The following is a 17,639-nucleotide window of genomic DNA, read 5'->3' as shown; positions in this document are numbered from 1 at the left end:
GCTCAGACCTCCACGGCCACGTTGTCGGACAGGTCCGCGGGTGCGGCCAGACGGCCCACCAGCGCGGTGGCCGCGGCCACCTGGGGGGAGACCAGGTGGGTGCGCCCGCCCTTGCCCTGGCGGCCCTCGAAGTTGCGGTTCGAGGTGGAGGCGCAGCGCTCGCCCGGGGCCAGCTGGTCCGGGTTCATGCCCAGGCACATCGAGCAGCCGGCGTGCCGCCACTCGGCGCCCGCGGCGGTGAAGACCTTGTCCAGGCCCTCCTCGACGGCCTGCAGGGCGACCCGGACGGAGCCCGGGACGACCAGCATCCGGACGCCCTCGGCGATCCGGCGGCCCTCGACGATGGCGGCGGCGGCCCGCAGGTCCTCGATCCGGCCGTTGGTGCAGGAGCCGACGAAGACCGCGTCGACCTTGACCTCGCGCAGCGGGGTGCCGGCCTCCAGGCCCATGTACTTCAGGGCGTTCTCGGCGGCGATCCGCTCCTGCGGGTCCGCGAAGTCGGCCGGGTTCGGCACGTCGGCGCCCAGCGGCGCGCCCTGGCCCGGGTTGGTGCCCCAGGTGACGAACGGGGTCAGCTCGGTGGCGTCGATGAACACCTCGGCGTCGAAGACCGCGTCCTCGTCGGTGGCCAGGGTCTCCCAGTAGGCGACCGCGGCGTCCCAGTCCTCGCCCTGCGGGGCGTGCGGGCGGCCCTGCAGGTAGTCGAAGGTGGTGCGGTCCGGGGCGATCATGCCGGCCCGGGCGCCCGCCTCGATGGACATGTTGCAGACCGTCATCCGGGCCTCCATGGAGAGGCTGCGGATCGCCGAGCCGCGGTACTCCAGGACGTAGCCCTGGCCGCCGCCGGTGCCGATCTTGGCGATCACGGCCAGGATCAGGTCCTTGGCGGTGACGCCCTCGGGCAGCTCGCCCTCGACGGTGATCGCCATGGTCTTGAACGGGGCCAGCGGCAGGGTCTGGGTCGCCAGCACGTGCTCGACCTGGCTGGTGCCGATGCCGAAGGCCAGCGCGCCGAAGGCGCCGTGGGTGGAGGTGTGCGAGTCGCCGCAGACCACGGTCGTGCCGGGCTGGGTCAGGCCCAGCTGCGGGCCGACCACGTGCACCACGCCCTGCTCGACGTCGCCCAGCGAGTGGATGCGCACGCCGAACTCCGCGGCGTTCCGGCGCAGCGTCTCCAGCTGGACCCGGGAGACTGGGTCGGCGATCGGCTTGTCGATGTCGAGGGTCGGGGTGTTGTGGTCCTCGGTGGCGATCGTCAGATCGGTCCGGCGCACCGGGCGGCCGGCCAGCCGGAGGCCGTCGAACGCCTGCGGGCTGGTCACCTCGTGCAGCAGGTGCAGGTCGATGTAGAGCAGGTCGGGCTCGCCCTCGGCGCGCCGGACGACGTGGTCGTCCCAGACCTTCTCTGCGAGTGTCCGTCCCATCGGATTCCCTCCAGCCGGCCGCTCTGCCGGCCTTCTCGTGATCGTCGAGGTCTTGTCCCGTGCCGCCCTGTGAGGCTCGCTTGGAGTCGCGACCTGCACGCCGGACCGTCCAGAATGCGGACACCGTGGTGGGGTGCCGCCCTGGGTGTCTCCCGGGCTGCTGACTCCAAGAGTGGCGCTTTTCTCGGAAGATTGAACTTGCGTCTCGCTGATTGAGACTGCAGTATCGAGACATGGACAACACTAGCGGCGTCGGCGTTCTCGACAAGGCCGCTCTGGTGCTCAGCGCACTGGAGTCGGGCCCCGCCACGTTGGCGGGGCTGGTCGCCGCCACCGGTCTGGCACGGCCCACGGCCCACCGACTCGCCGTCGCACTCGAACACCACCGCCTGGTCACCCGCGACATGCAGGGCCGCTTCATCCTCGGCCCCCGGCTCGCCGAGCTCTCCGCCGCCGCCGGCGAGGACCGGCTGCTGGCCGCCGCCGGCCCGGTGCTGACGCACCTGCGGGACGTGACCGGCGAGAGTGCCCAGCTCTACCGCCGCCAGGGCGAGATGCGGATCTGCGTGGCCGCCGCCGAGCGCCTGTCCGGTCTGCGCGACACCGTGCCGGTGGGCTCGACGCTGCCGATGAAGGCCGGGTCCGCCGCGCAGGTCCTGCTCGCCTGGGAGGAGCCGGAGCGCCTGCACCGCGGCCTCCAGGGCGCCCGCTTCACCGCTACCGCGCTCAGCGGCGTGCGCCGCCGCGGCTGGGCCCAGTCCATCGGCGAGCGCGAGCCCGGCGTCGCCTCGGTCTCCGCCCCCGTCCGCGGCCCGTCCAACCGGGTGGTCGCCTCGGTCTCGGTCTCCGGCCCGATCGAGCGGCTCACCCGCCACCCCGGCCGGCTGCACGCCCAGGCCATCATCGAGGCCGCGAACCGCCTCACCGAAGCACTCCGCCGCACCTGATCCGGCCCGGCCCCCGCCCCGCCCTCCCGCCCCCCGGCCGGGAGGGCGGTCGCGCGTCCGGACCGGGCGGGCGCGGGGACGCCGGCGGAGACGGAGGGGCGGACGGGGGTGGAACTGCGGAGGGGGTGGAACCGCGGAGGGGGTGGAACCGCGGAGGGGCGGAAACGCAGAAAAGCCCCGGTTTCCCGGAGCTTGCGCTGTGGAGCTTTTCTTGGCTGGGGTACCAGGACTCGAACCTAGACTAAATGAACCAGAATCACTCGTGCTGCCAATTACACCATACCCCATACGTACCCCGACCGGATTCGAACCGGCGCTACCGCCTTGAGAGGGCGGCGTGCTAGGCCACTACACAACGGGGGCCCGAATGAGCGAGTACCCCCGACCGGATTCGAACCGGCGCTACCGCCTTGAGAGGGCGGCGTGCTAGGCCACTACACAACGGGGGCGGGACTCATTCGTTCTGCAATTGTCAAAATTGCGTACCCCCGACCGGATTCGAACCGGCGCTACCGCCTTGAGAGGGCGGCGTGCTAGGCCACTACACAACGGGGGCTTACCTGCAGTGATACTGCGCTGGGGTACCAGGACTCGAACCTAGACTAACTGAACCAGAATCAGTCGTGCTGCCAATTACACCATACCCCACCAGAGTTCAACCCCTCTGCGGGGTCTTCCTCGGTGTCTTGCGCCTCCCTGCCCGGGCGGCGCAGAAAGAACATTACCCGACGCCCCGCCCCGCTCCAAAATCGATAACCGCAGGCAGCGCGCCGGACACCTGCGGGCCAGGTCAGCGACATGGCCCGCAGGTGCCCCGCGGGTGTCCGGCGGGCGGCCCGGGAAGGGCCGGGTCCGGTTCGGGAGGCCGGTTCAGGAGGCCGGCAGGAGCTCCAGGGCGGAGAGCAGCCGGCGCAGCGTCTCCTCGCGGCCGAGCAGTTCCATCGACTCGAACAGCGGCGGGGAGACCCGGCGCCCGGTCACCGCGACCCGCAGCGGGGTGAAGGCGAACTTCGGCTTGATGCCCAGGCCGTCGACCAGGGCGGCGCGCAGCGCGGCCTGGATCGGCTCGGGGGTGAAGTCGGGCAGCGCGGTGAGCGCCTCGACCGCGGCCGCCAGCACCGGGCGGGCGTCGGCGGTGAGGACCTTGGCGGCGTCCTCGGGGTCGACGGCGAAGTCCGCGGGGACGACGAACAGGAAGCCGGCCATGGTGACGATCTCGGAGAGGACCACCATCCGCTCCTGGGTGAGCGGGGCGACCTTCGCCAGCAGGTCGAGCTGCTCGGCGGTGGGCTCGGCCGGGAGCAGGCCGGGGGCCTGGAGGTAGGGCACCAGGCGCTGGACGAACTCCTCGGGGGCGAGGCGGCGGACGTGCTCGGCGTTGATGTGCTCGGCCTTCTTGAGGTCGAAGCGGGCCGGGTTGCCGTTGACGTCGGCGAGGTCGAAGGCGGCGACCATCTCGTCGATGTCGAAGATGTCGCGGTCCTCGGCGAGCGACCAGCCCAGCAGGGCCAGGTAGTTGAGCAGGCCCTCGGGGAGGAAGCCGCGCTCGCGGTAGAGGTTGAGCGAGGCCTGCGGGTCGCGCTTGGAGAGCTTCTTGTTGCCCTCGCCCATCACGTACGGCAGGTGGCCGAAGCGCGGGGTGGTGCCGTTGCCGACGCCGATGTCGGCCAGGGCGGCGTACAGGGCGATCTGACGGGGCGTCGAGGAGAGCAGGTCCTCGCCGCGCAGGACGTGGGTGATCTCCATCAGGGCGTCGTCGACCGGGTTGACCAGGGTGTACAGCGGGGCGCCGTTGGCCCGGACGATGCCGTAGTCGGGGACGTCCTTCGGGTCGAAGGAGATCGGGCCGCGGACCAGGTCGTCGAAGGCGAGGGTGGTGTCGGGCATCCGGAAGCGCAGGATCGGCTGCCGGCCCTCCTGCTCGTACACGGCGACCTGGTCGGCGGTCAGGTCGCGGCAGTGGCCGTCGTAGCCGGAGGGCCTGCCGGCGGCGCGGGCGGCCTCGCGGCGGGCGTCGAGCTCCTCGGTGGTGCAGTAGCAGGGGTAGGCGTGGCCGGCCGCGCGCAGGCGCTCGGCGACGTCGGCGTAGACGTCCATCCGCTGCGACTGGCGGTAGGGGGCGTGCGGGCCGCCGACCTCGGGGCCCTCGTTCCAGTCGAAGCCGAGCCAGCGCATCGCGTCGAGCAGCTGCTGGTACGACTCCTCGGAGTCGCGGGCCGCGTCGGTGTCCTCGATCCGGAACACCAGGGTGCCGCCGTTGTGCCGGGCGTAGGCCCAGTTGAACAGGGCGGTGCGGACCAGGCCGACGTGCGGGTTGCCGGTCGGGGAGGGGCAGAAGCGGACCCGCACGCCGGGGTTCTTCCCCGTGGCGGAGCCGCTGTTGTCTGCACTAGTCACGCTCGCTGCTTCCTTCATCGCTTGACGACCTTGTTGGAGAGGGTGCCGATGCCTTCGACGGAGACGGCGACCTCGTCGCCGATGTTCAGGGGGCCGACGCCGGCGGGGGTGCCGGTGAGGATGACGTCGCCCGGGAGCAGGGTCATCGCCTCGGAGACGTGCACGATCAGCTCGGCGACCGAGCGGACCATCTGGGAGGTCCGGCCGGCCTGGCGGAGCTCGCCGTTGACGGTGCAGGTGACGGCCAGGTCGGCGGGGTCGAGGTCGGTCTCGATCCACGGGCCGAGCGGGCAGGAGGTGTCGAAGCCCTTGGCGCGGGCCCACTGGCCCTCGCGCTGCTGCACGTCGCGGGCGGTGACGTCGTTGGCGCAGGTGTAGCCGAAGACCACCTCGGGGACGCGCTCGATCGGCACCTCGCGGCACATCCGGCCGATCACCACGGCGAGTTCGGCCTCGTACTGCACGTCCGAGGAGAACGGCGGGTAGGCGACGGACTCGGTGGGGCCGATGACGGCGGTGGAGGGCTTGAAGAAGGTCAGCGGAACGGCCGGGACCTCGTTGCCCAGCTCGGCGGCGTGCGCGGCGTAGTTGCGGCCGACCGCGACGACCTTGCTGGGGAGCATCGGGGCGAGCAGCCGGACGTCCCGCAAGCGGTGGGTCTCGCCGGTCGGCTGCGGGGTGCCGAAGGGGTGGCCGGCCAGGGTGTGCACCACCAGCGAGTCGGGTTGTGCGGCGTCCCCCTCGATGACGCCGAAGGAGACCGAGCCCGCCGCGGGGCTCCCTTCACGGACGGAGAACCTGGCGATACGCACAGCCCTGCAACCTCTCGGTTCGTCGGCCGCCCGGACGCTCCCGGACGGTGGCCGGGCCCGCAGTACCGGGCCCGGCTCGTCGCACCAGGTTATCGGCGCGGCGACCGCGCCCGCCGCAGGCGGGGGGCCGGGGCGGCGGTCAGCGGACGGTGCGGCGCGGGTTGGCCGTGCTGGCCGGGAGGGCGGCGGCGTAGGCGCGCGGGGTGCGGGGGGCGGCGGAGCCGGGCAGCTCGGAGAAGTCCGCGACGGAGGCCAGGGTGGTGCGGCGCGGGTTGGCCGTGGAGCCGGTGCTCGGGGTGGCGCCGGTGGCCTGCTCGGTCGTGTCGGACATGTGCGTCAGCACCCTTGTTTCGCTCGAACGGAATTTTGCGCTTTTGCGCGGGCCCGCCGCTGGGCAGGCTCAGATCAACCCTGCCAGGTTAGGGAGCCCATTCCACAGCGGCCGTGACCAAAGCTACACATTCGACTGTGATTTTGCTCACAATTGCCGGACCAAAGGGGGCGGAGGTGACGATTCCGGACCAATGCCGGAATGCACCATTAGGGATATCCCGGACATTCCATGCACAAATCGATCTTGACGTTCGTTGACCCGCTCGCGTCAAGTGTCCGAAAAGGACCGTATTCCCCGTCCGATGCACCACGGAACGTGAGACGCCGCGCGCGGAGGGTGGCCCAGGACACCGTGTCGTAACGGCCCTTGTTGGACTTCCCCCGCTGTGCTGGAATGCCACGGAAAAACTCGACACCGCCCTATCTCCGCACCGGCGGGGAAGGGCGCCCGGTCCAGAGGTTGCGACGCCAGTGCAGGGACGTTTCAAGAGGGGCAGCGGCGCCGCGGGTGACCCGGAGTCGCGGGAGCCCGTGGCCGGCCCCCACCAGGCCGCACCGGCGCCGACGGGGCAGGGCGAGCGGCCCTTCGGCGCCCCCGCCGAACCCGCCGCCGACACCGGTGCGCCGGGCGCGAACAGCGCTCCGCACGAACAGGGCGGCGACACGCCTGCCGACAGCAAGAGCCGCCGCGCCAGACTCCGCGGCACGCTGAACCGCCGCCGGGCCACCGGCCTGAGCCGCTTCGCCATGCGCAACTGGCGCATCCGCACCCGCCTGATCGCGCTGCTCTTCCTGCCCGTGATCGTGGCGCTGGTCTTCGGCGGCCTGCGCGTGCAGAGCTCGATGGAGAACTCCCGCGAGCTCTCCCAGATGAGCGACCTGGCCGAGCTGGCCCGGACCGCGACCGACCTCGCCGACGCCCTGCAGACCGAGCGCGACATCGCGGCCGGCCCGGTGGCGCACGGCGGCGACGCGGACACCGACAAGGACATCCAGCAGGCGTACGCCGACAGCACCGCGCTCTCGAAGAAGTTCAACGCGGCCGCCGACAAGTTCGACAACCTCGACCTGGCCGGCTCCAAGACCCTGCTGCTGCAGGTCCGCAAGGACCTCAACTCGCTCCCCCGGGCCCGCAAGGGCGCGTTCAAGGACGCCAACAACATCCAGGCCACGATCACCAACTACAACGTGATCATCAACGACCTGATCGGCGCCGCCCAGGACATCGCGATCACCTCGAACTCCGCCGAGCTGGTCAAGTCCACCCGCACCCTGTACCAGTTCTCGCTGGCCAAGGAGGCCAGCTCGATGCAGCGCGCGCTGATCTCCGCCGCGCTGGCCCAGGACCCGCCGAACTTCTCCGCCTCCGACGAGACCTTCGGCGTCCGCCTGCGGGCCGCCGAGGACAACGCGATGGAGAACTTCACCGCGCTGTACGGCGAGGGCCCGGCCCGCTCGCTGCGCTCCTCGATGAGCTACAACAAGGTGGTCGCCGAGGCCGACCGGTTCGCCCAGGCCGTCCTCAACCCCAACGGCATCAAGCAGACCGACGGCGTCAGCTACCAGCAGTGGTACGAGGAGTCCACGGCCAAGATCAACGCCGAGCGGACCATCGAGAAGAAGCTGCTGGAGGACCTGAACGGCAAGGCCCAGCAGCTCCAGTCCGACGCCGACACCCAGTCGGTCATCAACGCCTCGCTGGTCGGCCTGGTGCTCATCGTCGCCATCGCCGGCGCCGCCCTGGTGGCCCGCTCGATGGTGCGCTCGCTGACCCGCCTGCAGACCTCCGCCGAGGACGTCGCCGAGCGCCGCCTGCCGGAGCTGGTCAAGACCCTCTCCGAGAGCGACCCGCACGACGTCGACGTCACCGTCGAACCGGTCGGCGTCGACTCCGCCGACGAGATCGGCCACGTGGCGCACGCCTTCGACATGGTGCACCGCGAGGCGGTCCGACTGGCCGCCGAGCAGGCGCTGCTGCGCGGCAACATCAACGCGATGTTCACCAACCTCTCGCGCCGCAGCCAGGGCCTGATCCAGCGCCAGCTGTCGCTGATCTCCGAGCTGGAGAGCCGCGAGGCCGACCCGGACCAGCTGGCCTCGCTGTTCAAGCTCGACCACCTCGCGACCCGCATGCGCCGCAACGGCGAGAACCTGCTCGTCCTCGCGGGCGAGGACCCGGGCCGCCGCTGGACCCGCCCCGTCCCGCTGGTCGACGTGCTGCGCGCCGCGGCCTCCGAGGTGGAGCAGTACGAGCGCGTCGAGCTGGCCTCGGTGCCCACCGCCGAGGTGGCCGGCCGGGTCGTCAACGACCTCGTCCACCTGCTCGCCGAGCTGCTGGAGAACGCCACCTCGTTCTCCTCCCCGCAGACCCGGGTCCGGGTCACCGGCCACGCCCTGCCGGACGGCCGGGTGCTGATCGAGATCCACGACACCGGCATCGGCCTGTCCCCCGACGACCTCGCCGACATCAACGAGCGCCTCGCCAACCCGCCGGTCGTGGACGTCTCCGTCTCCCGCCGGATGGGCCTGTTCGTGGTCGGCCGGCTGTCCCTGCGGCACGGCATCCGGATTCAGCTCCGCCCGTCCGACTCCGGCGGCACCACCGCGCTGGTCATGCTCCCGGTCGACGTCACCAACTCCGCCGAACGGCGCGGCAACCGGCCCGGTGCGGGCGCCGGGGCCGGGCAGGCCGGCGGCAAGCAGCAGCGCGGCCTGGCGCCGACGCCGCGCCAGCAGGGCCGCCCGGCGGGCGACCTGCCCGGCGGGCGCACCCCGCTCGGCCAGTCCGGTCCGCAGGACCCCGCGGGCCGTCCGCAGCTGGGCCAGGGCCCGGCCGGCGGCAGCCCCGACCTGTTCTCCCCCGCCGGTGCGCCCGGCGGCCCGGGTGCGCCGCGGCGCGCGCCGGGCGGGCCCGGTGCGTCCGGCGGCCAGCCGGGCGACGGCGGGTTCGGCCCGGGCGGCGCGTTCGGCACCGGTACGGCCCAGGGCGGCCGCACCGGCGGACTGCCGACCCGTTCGGTCGGCCAGTCGCTGCGCGAGAACCCGGGACCGGGCGGGCCCGGCCCGTCGGCCCCGGCCGGTCCGGGCGCGGGTGCGCCCGCCGGTGGCGGCCTGCCGCCGCGCCGGGTGCCGGGCGCCTCGGGTGCCCCGGGCGTCCAGGGCGGTCCGGGCTTCCCGGGCGGTCCCGGCGGCGGTCTGCCGCCGCGGCGTCCGCAGCCGGGCCGGCCGGGGCAGCCCGGTCAGCCGCCGGTGGGCGGTCCGCAGGGCCAGCGCCGTCCGCAGGGCCCGCAGGGTCCGCAGGGCGGCCCGCAGCAGGGCCAGCAGCGTCCGGGCGGCGAGCCGGCCCAGCACCACGGGCGGGCCGAGCAGCCGCAGCGCCGTCCGCTGCCGCCGCAGCAGCCGGCCGCGCCGCTGGAGGCCGCTCCGACCGAGCAGTCCGGCGGGTTCGCCCGGCCGCGGTTCGAGGCGTCCGACATCGACCCGCGCGACCCGCTGGGCCTCGGCCTGGTGGAGCCGGTGCTGCCGGACCCGGTGGGCCAGGGCGTCCCGCCGCGGTCGCCGCAGTCCCAGCAGCAGCCGCAGCAGCCGCAGTTCGCGGAGCGTCCGCAGCCGATGGCGCTGCCGACCGCCGGTGACCGGCCGTCCGGGCCGGGGGCGCAGGCCGCTCCGGCGCCGGGCCACGAGCAGCTCCGGCCGCGTCCGTACCAGCCGCAGCGCCCCGGCACCTCCGCGCCGGGCTTCGTCGAGCCGGGGCCGCAGGCCGAGCGGCAGCGTCCGCAGGGCGAGCCGGTCGAGCGGCAGCGTCCGCAGGCGCCGGGCCCGCAGTCCCAGGGCCTGCCGCAGCGTCCGGCCGCGCCGCAGCGCCCGACCGGTCCGCAGGGCCAGCCGGGCCAGCCGGGCCAGCCGTTCCAGGGCGGCCGGCCGTTCCAGGGCGGTCAGCCGGGGCAGGGCCGACCGCAGCAGCCGCAACCGCAGCAGCCGCAGCAGCAGCGCCCGGCGGCGCCGTTCGGCGGTGCTCCGGCGGGCGGCCCCGCGGTGGAGCCGCAGGGCGACCCGGACGCGCCGTGGCGCTCGTCGGCGAACGACGAGCGCTGGCGCCGGGCCGAGCAGATGCGCGAGCCGCAGACCGACGGCCTGACCACGTCGGGGCTGCCGCGCCGCACCCCGCAGGCCAACCTGGTCTCCGGCAGCGCCGAGGCCAGCCCGCTGACCGGTCCCCAGGTCTCGCGCAGCCCCGAGGAGGTGCGCGGCCGGCTGACCAACCTGCGCCGCGGCATCCAGCAGGGCCGCCAGGCGGGGACGCAGCAGCCGGGCTTCGGCGGTCCCGCGTCGCAGCAGCGGCCGGGCTTCGACTTCGGCGGGACGTCCGAGGGCTACCGGGGAGCCCGTGGCGGGCGGTCCGACGTCGATGGCAACAACGGCTTCGGCCCCGAGCACCAGGAGCGTTGAGTTGATCCAGATGAGCCAGGCCGCACAGAACCTGAACTGGCTGATCACCAATTTCGTGGACAACACCCCCGGGGTGTCCCACACCGTGGTGGTCTCCGCCGACGGTCTGCTGCTGTGCATGTCCGAGGGCTTCCCCCGGGACCGCGCCGACCAGCTGGCCGCCGTCGCCTCCGGACTGACCTCGCTGACCTCCGGCGCCAGCCGCATCTTCGAGGGCGGCGAGGTCAACCAGACCGTCGTGGAGATGGAGCGCGGGTTCCTGTTCCTGATGGCGATCAGCGACGGCTCCTCGCTCGCGGTCCTCGCCTCGCCGGACTCCGACATCGGTCTGGTCGGCTACGAGATGGCCCTGCTGGTCGACCGGGCCGGCGCGGTGCTCACGCCGGCCCTGCGGGCGGAGCTCCAGGGCAGCCTGCTGCACTGACCGGTCCCGCCCGATCCCCGACTCACTCCTTCGCACCACCCTCACCGCGCCGGACCCGACCCGACCCCGGGTCCGGCGCTCCCACCCCAGGTCCTCGCCGCACGGTGGCTGACAGCCCGTCAGCCAACGGCCCCCGCGGGCTCCGGCCGCGACGACTGCAGCACAAGGAGGACGCATGACCCCGCCCCCGACACCCGCCGGCGCGTACGGCAACGGGTACGGAAACGGCTACGGCGGCCAGCAGGCCGGCGGGTACGGCGGCCAGCAGTCGGACGGCTACGAGCAGCAGCCGCTGGTCCGCCCGTACGCCATGACCGGTGGACGCACCCGCCCCCGCTACCAACTGGCCATCGAGGCGCTGATCTCGACCACCGCCACCACCGCTCCGGGCGGGCTGCTCCCCGAGCACGCCCGCATCGTGTCGCTGTGCCGCGAGGTCAAGTCGGTCGCCGAGATCTCCGCGCTGGCAGGTGTCCCGCTCGGGGTCGCCCGCATCCTCGTCGCAGACCTGGCGGAAGCCGGTCTGGTCGCCATCCACCAGCCCGCCGCCGCGGGCGAGTCGGGCGGTACGCCTGACGTCACGCTGCTCGAAAGGGTCCTCAGTGGACTTCGCAAGCTCTAACGCGGCCGCCGCCCCCAGCCGCGCCACCACCTCCGCCAAGATCGTCGTCGCCGGCGGATTCGGCGTGGGCAAGACCACCCTCGTCGGCGCGGTCTCCGAGATCAACCCCCTGCGCACCGAAGCCGTCATGACCTCGGCCTCCGCCGGCATCGACGACCTCAGCCACGTCTCCGGCAAGACCACCACCACCGTCGCCATGGACTTCGGCCGCATCACCCTCGACGAAGACCTCATCCTCTACCTCTTCGGCACCCCCGGACAGGACCGCTTCTGGTTCATGTGGGACGACCTCGTCCGCGGCGCCATCGGCGCCGTCGTCCTCGTCGACACCCGCCGCCTCGCCGACTGCTTCCCCGCCCTCGACTACTTCGAGAACAGCGGCCTCCCCTTCGTCGTCGCCCTCAACGGCTTCGACGGACACCAGGCCCACACCCCCGAAGAAGTCCGCGAAGCACTCCAACTCAACACCGAGATCCCCATCATCACCCTCGACGCCCGACGCCGCGACAGCGCCAAGAGCGCCCTCATCACCCTCGTCGAACACGCCCTCCTCGCCCGACTCCGATGAAGGCCCGACCCGGCCGGGGGGCGCGCGCCAGGAATGGTTCGCGTCCCCCGGTAACAGTTCGGTAGGCATTTGCCGGGCCGGTCTGACCGTGCGTAGCCGTCCGAACCCGGTCCGCGCCAATGACCTTGAACTTTGCGGGATTTCAACCAGTTATGTCCGTTTTCCACCCCTGGCGCTCGGGGCGGCGGGGCCGTTTGTCCGGCCCACCGGCTCGTGTTGGAATTCCAGCTACCCCGTAGGACCCACGCGGGCCGCGGCCCGCCGGGGGGTAGCCGCCGGATAGATCCATGGCCGCCAGTCGGTCGAGAGGTTGTTGTCGAGTGAGGCGTAAGCAGCCAGTCACCCCTCAGCGGCGCTCCGAGCCCCGCCAGCAGGACCCGGGTAGCGGCCCGACCACCGGTCAGTTCTCCGCGTTCACCGCGCCCGGGGAGCGCGAGCGCGCCGAGCAGACCCGCCCCGCCGCCACCGAGCCGGCCGCGCGCCCCGGGCCCGCCGAGGAGGCCCCGCGCCGCGGCGGCAGCCGGTACGACTTCCTGTCCCCGCTGAACTGGCGCGTGCCGACCCGGCTGGTGGCCATCCTGGTCATCCCGGTCATCATCGCGCTGGTCTTCGGCGGCCTGCGCGTCAACACCTCGCTGGACGACTACAACCAGGCCGACCGGGCGGTGCGCATCGCCAACCTGGCCAGCGCCGCCACCAAGCTGGCCGACGCGCTGGAGCAGGAGCGCGACGAGACCCTGGTGCCGCTGCTCACCGGGCAGGGCGACCAGGGCGAGGTCAAGAAGCTCCGGGACAAGACCGACGAGGCCCTGAAGGGCTACAACGACGCGTTCCACGCGATCAAGGGCGACGCCACCATGGCGCGCCGCAACGACCAGTTCCAGGCGGCGATGGCGTACCTGCCGCACCTGCGCGCCAACGCCTACAAGCCGGAGCTGTTCGCGACCGCGACCGCCAACGCCTACTCGCTGATCTTCGCGCCGCTGCTGGCGGTGGACAACTCGGTCGGCTTCGGCTCCACCAACGTCACCTCCAAGGGCCGCGCGATCTACGCGATGTCGCTGGCCAAGGCGTCCGCCTCGACCCAGCGCGCGCTGATGCTCCAGCTGCTCGTCGGCCTCGGCGTCGGCGGCGTGGACGGCCACGAGGGCGAGGACCTGATCCAGTCGCTGGTGGTCGCCTCCCGCCTGGAGCAGACCGCGCTCAGCGAGTTCAACACCGCCTCCGACGAGGCCGAGCTCAAGGTCTACTCGGACGCCCTGGTCGACCAGGCCACCGCCGACCAGCGCCTGCCGCTGCGGATGCCCGACGGCCACAGCCTGCCCACCATGGAGGGCCTGCTCGCGGTCGGCATGTCCTACGCCGGCCAGCTGTCCAGCACCTCGGCCGGCGGCGACAACGCCGCCAAGATCATCGACCAGGTCGGCAAGGACGGCCTGACCCGCCCGCTGTGGGACCAGGCCACCAAGAGCCACATGAGCGCGCTGCGCTCCGCCGAGACCGACCTGCTCGGCCAGGTCGTCGGCGAGGCCCAGGGCATCAAGGACCGGGCCTTCACCGACTGGGTGCTCAACTCGCTGATCGTGGTCGCCTCGCTGGTGCTGGCCGGTCTGCTCACCGGCTACATCGCCCGCTCGATGATCCTCGGCATGCGGACCCTGAACACCGCCGCGCTCGACATCGCCAACCACCGCCTGCCGGAGCTGGTCGACAAGCTCTCCAAGACCGACCCGGAACGGGTCGACACCTCGGTCAGCCCGATCCCGCTGCACGGCCGGGACGAGATCGGCGAGGTCGCCCGCGCCTTCGACCAGGTCCACCAGCAGGCCGTCTCGCTGGCCGCCGAGCAGGCGCTGCTGCGAGGGAACGTCAACGCGATCTTCACCAACCTGTCGCGCCGCAGCCAGGGCCTGATCCAGCGCCAGCTGGCGCTGATCACCGACCTGGAGAACAACGAGGGCGACCCGGACCAGCTGGAGAACCTCTTCAAGCTGGACCACCTCGCGACCCGCATGCGCCGCAACGGCGAGAACCTCCTCGTCCTCGCGGGCGAGGAGCCCGGCCGCCGCTGGAACACCCCGGTGCCGCTGGTCGACGTGCTGCGCGCCGCGGCCTCCGAGGTGGAGCACTACGAGCGGATCGAACTGGCCGGCATCCCCGAGGCCGACGTGGTCGGCCCCGCCGTGACCGACCTCGTCCACCTGCTCGCCGAGCTGCTGGAGAACGCCACCTCGTTCTCCTCCCCGCAGACCCGGGTGCTGGTCAACGCGACCCGGCTGCCGGACGGCCGGGTGCTGGTCGAGATCCACGACAAGGGCATCGGCCTGACCGCCGAGGACTTCGCCGAGATCAACGAGAAGCTGGCCGAGCCGCCCACCGTCGACGCCACCATCTCCCGCCGGATGGGCCTGTTCGTGGTCGGCCGGCTGTCCCAGCGGCACGACATCCGGGTGCAGCTGCGCCCCTCCGGCGAGTCGGCCGGCACCACCTCGCTGGTCATGCTGCCGCAGCAGCTCACCCAGCTGGGCATGACGGCGCCGGAGCCGCAGGCCGAGGAGTTCACGGTCTCCCGGATCTTCGCCGAGCAGGAGCCGGCCGCCGAGTGGGCCTTCGAGGGCCAGGAGCGCACCGCCGCCGAACTCGGCTTCGACGACCACCTGCCCGCCCGCGGCGCCGTGCCCGGCAACGGCTTCTCCCCCGCGCTGGAGTCCATGCAGCGCTCCCAGCGCCTGGAGGAGCGCCGCCGGGCCGCCCTGGAGGCCGGCCCGAGCGCCGCCGAGGAGCCGATGGAGGCGGAGGTCCTGGAGTCGCCCTACGGCGAGCCGGGCCACCCCGGGGACGGCTACCGGGAGCAGTACCCGGAGCCGGACGCGGGCGGCTACCAGCGCCCCCAGGACGACCCGTACCGCCGCTCCGAGGCGGACGCCTACGGCCGCCCCTTCGAGCCCCAGCAGGCCCCGCAGGGCGACGCCTACGGCTACCCCGCCGCCCCGTACGCGCCCGCGCAGTACGCCGACGAGCCGTACGCCCCCGGGCCGTACCCGCAGCAGGCCGGCTACGGCGACGAGCAGCAGTACGCCGAGGCGTACCAGCCGGGCTACGGCGAGGGGCAGTACGACGACGGACAGTACGCCGACGGGCAGCAGTACGCCGACGGGCCGTACCCGCAGGCCCAGTACGCCGACGAGTACCAGCAGCAGGACTACGGCTACGAGGAGCCCGCCGGGCACCCGTACCCCGCGGAGGAGCTGCCGGCCCTGCCGCCGGCCCGTCCCGCGGAGCAGCAGCCGGGCGGCGCGCTGCCGCAGCGGCGGCCGGGCCAGCAGCTGGCGGGCGGCGGCGGCGCGGGCCGGGCGGCGGACGGCGAGACCCCGAACTGGTTCACCGGCGCGAAGGACACCTCGGCGTCGGCCGAGCCGCGCGGGCACGACGTGTCGGCGCTGGGCGGCTACGGGCCGACCGGTCCGACCGCGGCGCCCAGCGAGTGGGAGTCGCCGAACGACGACGGCTGGCAGCGCGCGGAGAAGCTCCGCGAGCCCTCCTCGGCCGGCACGACCCCCTCGGGCCTGCCGCGCCGGGTGCCGCGCCAGAACCTGGTGCCGGGCAACGCCCGGACCACCCCGCAGGAGGGGCCGCAGGTCTCCCGTGACCCGAACGAGGTCCGCGGCCGCCTGACCAACCTACGCCGCGGCGTCGAGCAGGGCCGCCAGGCCGGCGGCGACCCCGGTACCACCGGTAGTTTCCGGATCGACCCCGACCAGGGGGCGTACGGTGATGAACCGCACAACAGCAGCACCGATCTCTTCGGCGGCTCGAACCAGCAGGAGCGTTGAGTTGACCCAGATGAGCCAGGCCGCACAGAACCTGAACTGGCTGATCACCAATTTCGTGGACAACACCCCCGGGGTGTCCCACACCGTGGTGGTCTCCGCCGACGGTCTGCTGCTGTGCATGTCCGAGGGCTTCCCCCGGGACCGCGCCGACCAGCTGGCCGCCGTCGCCTCCGGACTGACCTCGCTGACCTCCGGCGCCAGCCGCATCTTCGAGGGCGGCGACGTGACCCAGACCGTGGTCGAGATGGAGCGGGGCTTCCTGTTCCTGATGGCGGTCAGCGACGGCTCCGCGCTCGCGGTCCTCGCCTCGCCGGACTCCGACATCGGTCTCGTCGGCTACGAGATGGCCCTCCTCGTGGACCGCGCCGGCGCGGTCCTGACGCCCGCGCTGCGGGCCGAACTCCAGGGCAGTCTCCTGCACTGACGGTTCGTCGGATACCGTCCTGGTATTCGAAAGACCTCATTGCCCGTCCCGAGGTCGCTTCGGCGGCCTCGGGACCGGGCGTTGTACGGCCTTCGCACCACCGGCCACGGCGCTCCCCGGCGACGCGGCCAGCAACGCACCGCCGCACCCTTTGAGGAGATGAACCGTGACACCGCCCGACCACAGTGGCCAGTACGGCGCCCCGTACGCGGGCTCCGGCCACGACGCTTTCGGGGTTCCCGGCGTCGGCCACGGTCAGCAGCCGCAGTACGCGCCGCAGTTCAACGGTGGCCAGTCGTACCTGCCCCCGCAGTCCGATCCGCGCTGGTACCAGCAGCCGGACGGATACGGCCAGGCCCACCCCGGTGCCGACTCGTTCCCCGACCCCGGCCTGCCGCACCGCTACGAGGAGCAGCAGCCCGGCCACGTCGAGGAGTACGCCGACGAGGAGGAGGACGCCGAGCCGCTGATCCGGCCCTTCGCCATGACCGGCGGACGCACCCGGCCGCGCTACGAACTCGCGCTGGAGGCCCTGGTCTCCGCCGCGGTCGACCAGGCCCGGATGGCCACCCTGCTGCCCGAGCACCAGCGGATCTGCGCGCTGTGCAGCTCCGACGTGAAGTCGGTGGCCGAGATCTCCGCGCTGCTCGGCCTCCCGCTGGGAGTGGCCCGCATCCTCGTGGCGGACCTGGCCGAGGCCGGCCTGGTCGCCATCCACCAGCCCGCAGCCGGCGGCGAATCCGGCAACCAGCCCGACGTCACGCTGCTCGAAAGGGTCCTCAGTGGACTTCGCAAGCTCTAACGCGGCCGCCGCCCCCAGCCGCGCCACCACCTCCGCCAAGATCGTCGTCGCCGGCGGATTCGGCGTGGGCAAGACCACCCTCGTCGGCGCGGTCTCCGAGATCAACCCCCTGCGCACCGAAGCCGTCATGACCTCGGCCTCCGCCGGCATCGACGACCTCAGCCACGTCTCCGGCAAGACCACCACCACCGTCGCCATGGACTTCGGCCGCATCACCCTCGACGAAGACCTCATCCTCTACCTCTTCGGCACCCCCGGACAGGACCGCTTCTGGTTCATGTGGGACGACCTCGTCCGCGGCGCCATCGGCGCCGTCGTCCTCGTCGACACCCGCCGCCTCGCCGACTGCTTCCCCGCCCTCGACTACTTCGAGAACAGCGGCCTCCCCTTCGTCGTCGCCCTCAACGGCTTCGACGGACACCAGGCCCACACCCCCGAAGAAGTCCGCGAAGCACTCCAACTCAACACCGAGATCCCCATCATCACCCTCGACGCCCGACGCCGCGACAGCGCCAAGAGCGCCCTCATCACCCTCGTCGAACACGCCCTCCTCGCCCGACTCCGATGAAGGCCCGTCAAGGGTGGTAGTGGACACGCCAGCAGG

The 17,639-nt window shown here is 72.8% G+C and carries 13 protein-coding genes and 5 tRNA genes; 9 read left to right on the top strand and 9 right to left on the bottom strand.

The window, feature by feature from the left end; genetic code table 11:
- Positions 1 to 2 precede the first annotated feature (2 nt).
- Positions 3 to 1,424 (bottom strand): 3-isopropylmalate dehydratase large subunit, encoded by a 1,422-nt coding sequence (gene leuC / locus QMQ26_RS23710; protein ID WP_100836238.1) that lies wholly within the window; start codon positions 1,422 to 1,424, stop codon positions 3 to 5.
- Positions 1,425 to 1,657: 233 nt separating this feature from the next.
- On the opposite strand from leuC, the gene QMQ26_RS23705 reads away from it, so the two are divergent.
- A complete protein-coding gene (locus tag QMQ26_RS23705; protein WP_100836239.1) occupies positions 1,658 to 2,371 on the top strand; it encodes an IclR family transcriptional regulator in 714 nt (237 codons plus the stop codon).
- A gap of 212 nt (positions 2,372 to 2,583) precedes the next feature.
- Here QMQ26_RS23705 and QMQ26_RS23700 read toward each other — a convergent pair.
- The 8 genes from QMQ26_RS23700 to QMQ26_RS23665 form a co-directional block, all read right to left on the bottom strand.
- A tRNA-Gln gene (locus QMQ26_RS23700) sits at positions 2,584 to 2,658 on the bottom strand.
- 2 nt (positions 2,659 to 2,660) lie between these two features.
- Positions 2,661 to 2,735, bottom strand: a tRNA-Glu gene (locus QMQ26_RS23695).
- Positions 2,736 to 2,747: 12 nt separating this feature from the next.
- Positions 2,748 to 2,820, bottom strand: a tRNA-Glu gene (locus QMQ26_RS23690).
- 34 nt (positions 2,821 to 2,854) lie between these two features.
- Positions 2,855 to 2,927, bottom strand: a tRNA-Glu gene (locus tag QMQ26_RS23685).
- A 20-nt stretch (positions 2,928 to 2,947) separates the two neighbouring features.
- A tRNA-Gln gene (locus QMQ26_RS23680) sits at positions 2,948 to 3,019 on the bottom strand.
- Between the two features lie 222 nt (positions 3,020 to 3,241).
- A complete protein-coding gene (gene gltX, locus QMQ26_RS23675) occupies positions 3,242 to 4,786 on the bottom strand; it encodes a glutamate--tRNA ligase (RefSeq protein ID WP_404813943.1) in 1,545 nt (514 codons plus the stop codon).
- Positions 4,783 to 5,580: a fumarylacetoacetate hydrolase family protein gene (locus tag QMQ26_RS23670; RefSeq protein WP_100836241.1), complete on the bottom strand. Its 798-nt coding sequence runs from the start codon at positions 5,578 to 5,580 to the stop codon at positions 4,783 to 4,785. Before QMQ26_RS23670 ends, gltX begins: the two co-directional genes overlap by 4 nt.
- 139 nt (positions 5,581 to 5,719) lie before the next feature.
- Positions 5,720 to 5,911, bottom strand: a complete 192-nt coding sequence (locus tag QMQ26_RS23665; RefSeq protein WP_100836242.1) for a hypothetical protein — start codon at positions 5,909 to 5,911, stop codon at positions 5,720 to 5,722.
- 533 nt (positions 5,912 to 6,444) lie between these two features.
- Here QMQ26_RS23665 and QMQ26_RS23660 point away from each other — a divergent pair.
- The 8 genes from QMQ26_RS23660 (at position 6,445) to QMQ26_RS23625 (ending at position 17,603) form a co-directional block, all read left to right on the top strand.
- Positions 6,445 to 10,362 carry a sensor histidine kinase gene (locus QMQ26_RS23660; RefSeq protein ID WP_282202614.1) on the top strand — a complete coding sequence of 1,306 codons (3,918 nt, stop codon included), beginning with the start codon at positions 6,445 to 6,447 and terminating at the stop codon, positions 10,360 to 10,362.
- Positions 10,363 to 10,372: 10 nt separating this feature from the next.
- Entirely contained in the window at positions 10,373 to 10,786 is a 414-nt protein-coding gene (locus tag QMQ26_RS23655) for a roadblock/LC7 domain-containing protein (RefSeq protein WP_100838482.1), read from the top strand.
- 175 nt (positions 10,787 to 10,961) lie between these two features.
- The gene (locus QMQ26_RS23650; protein ID WP_100836244.1) at positions 10,962 to 11,408 is read left to right on the top strand and encodes a DUF742 domain-containing protein; all 447 of its coding nucleotides are present in this window, start codon (positions 10,962 to 10,964) and stop codon (positions 11,406 to 11,408) included.
- The gene (locus tag QMQ26_RS23645; protein WP_100836245.1) at positions 11,389 to 11,976 is read left to right on the top strand and encodes a GTP-binding protein; all 588 of its coding nucleotides are present in this window, start codon (positions 11,389 to 11,391) and stop codon (positions 11,974 to 11,976) included. The genes QMQ26_RS23650 and QMQ26_RS23645 overlap by 20 nt, the downstream gene beginning before the upstream one ends.
- A 320-nt stretch (positions 11,977 to 12,296) precedes the next feature.
- Positions 12,297 to 15,809 carry a nitrate- and nitrite sensing domain-containing protein gene (locus QMQ26_RS23640; RefSeq protein WP_282202613.1) on the top strand — a complete coding sequence of 1,171 codons (3,513 nt, stop codon included), beginning with the start codon at positions 12,297 to 12,299 and terminating at the stop codon, positions 15,807 to 15,809.
- Positions 15,810 to 15,819: 10 nt separating this feature from the next.
- Positions 15,820 to 16,233 carry a roadblock/LC7 domain-containing protein gene (locus QMQ26_RS23635; RefSeq protein WP_014138208.1) on the top strand — a complete coding sequence of 138 codons (414 nt, stop codon included), beginning with the start codon at positions 15,820 to 15,822 and terminating at the stop codon, positions 16,231 to 16,233.
- Positions 16,234 to 16,399: 166 nt separating this feature from the next.
- Positions 16,400 to 17,035: a DUF742 domain-containing protein gene (locus tag QMQ26_RS23630; protein ID WP_100836247.1), complete on the top strand. Its 636-nt coding sequence runs from the start codon at positions 16,400 to 16,402 to the stop codon at positions 17,033 to 17,035.
- Entirely contained in the window at positions 17,016 to 17,603 is a 588-nt protein-coding gene (locus QMQ26_RS23625; protein WP_100836245.1) for a GTP-binding protein, read from the top strand. Before QMQ26_RS23630 ends, QMQ26_RS23625 begins: the two co-directional genes overlap by 20 nt.
- Positions 17,604 to 17,639 lie beyond the last annotated feature (36 nt).

It is taken from the genome of Kitasatospora fiedleri, from assembly GCF_948472415.1.
In the GTDB taxonomy this organism is placed as follows: Bacteria; Actinomycetota; Actinomycetes; order Streptomycetales; family Streptomycetaceae; genus Kitasatospora; species Kitasatospora fiedleri.
This window is presented reverse-complemented; position numbering and strand designations above follow the sequence as displayed.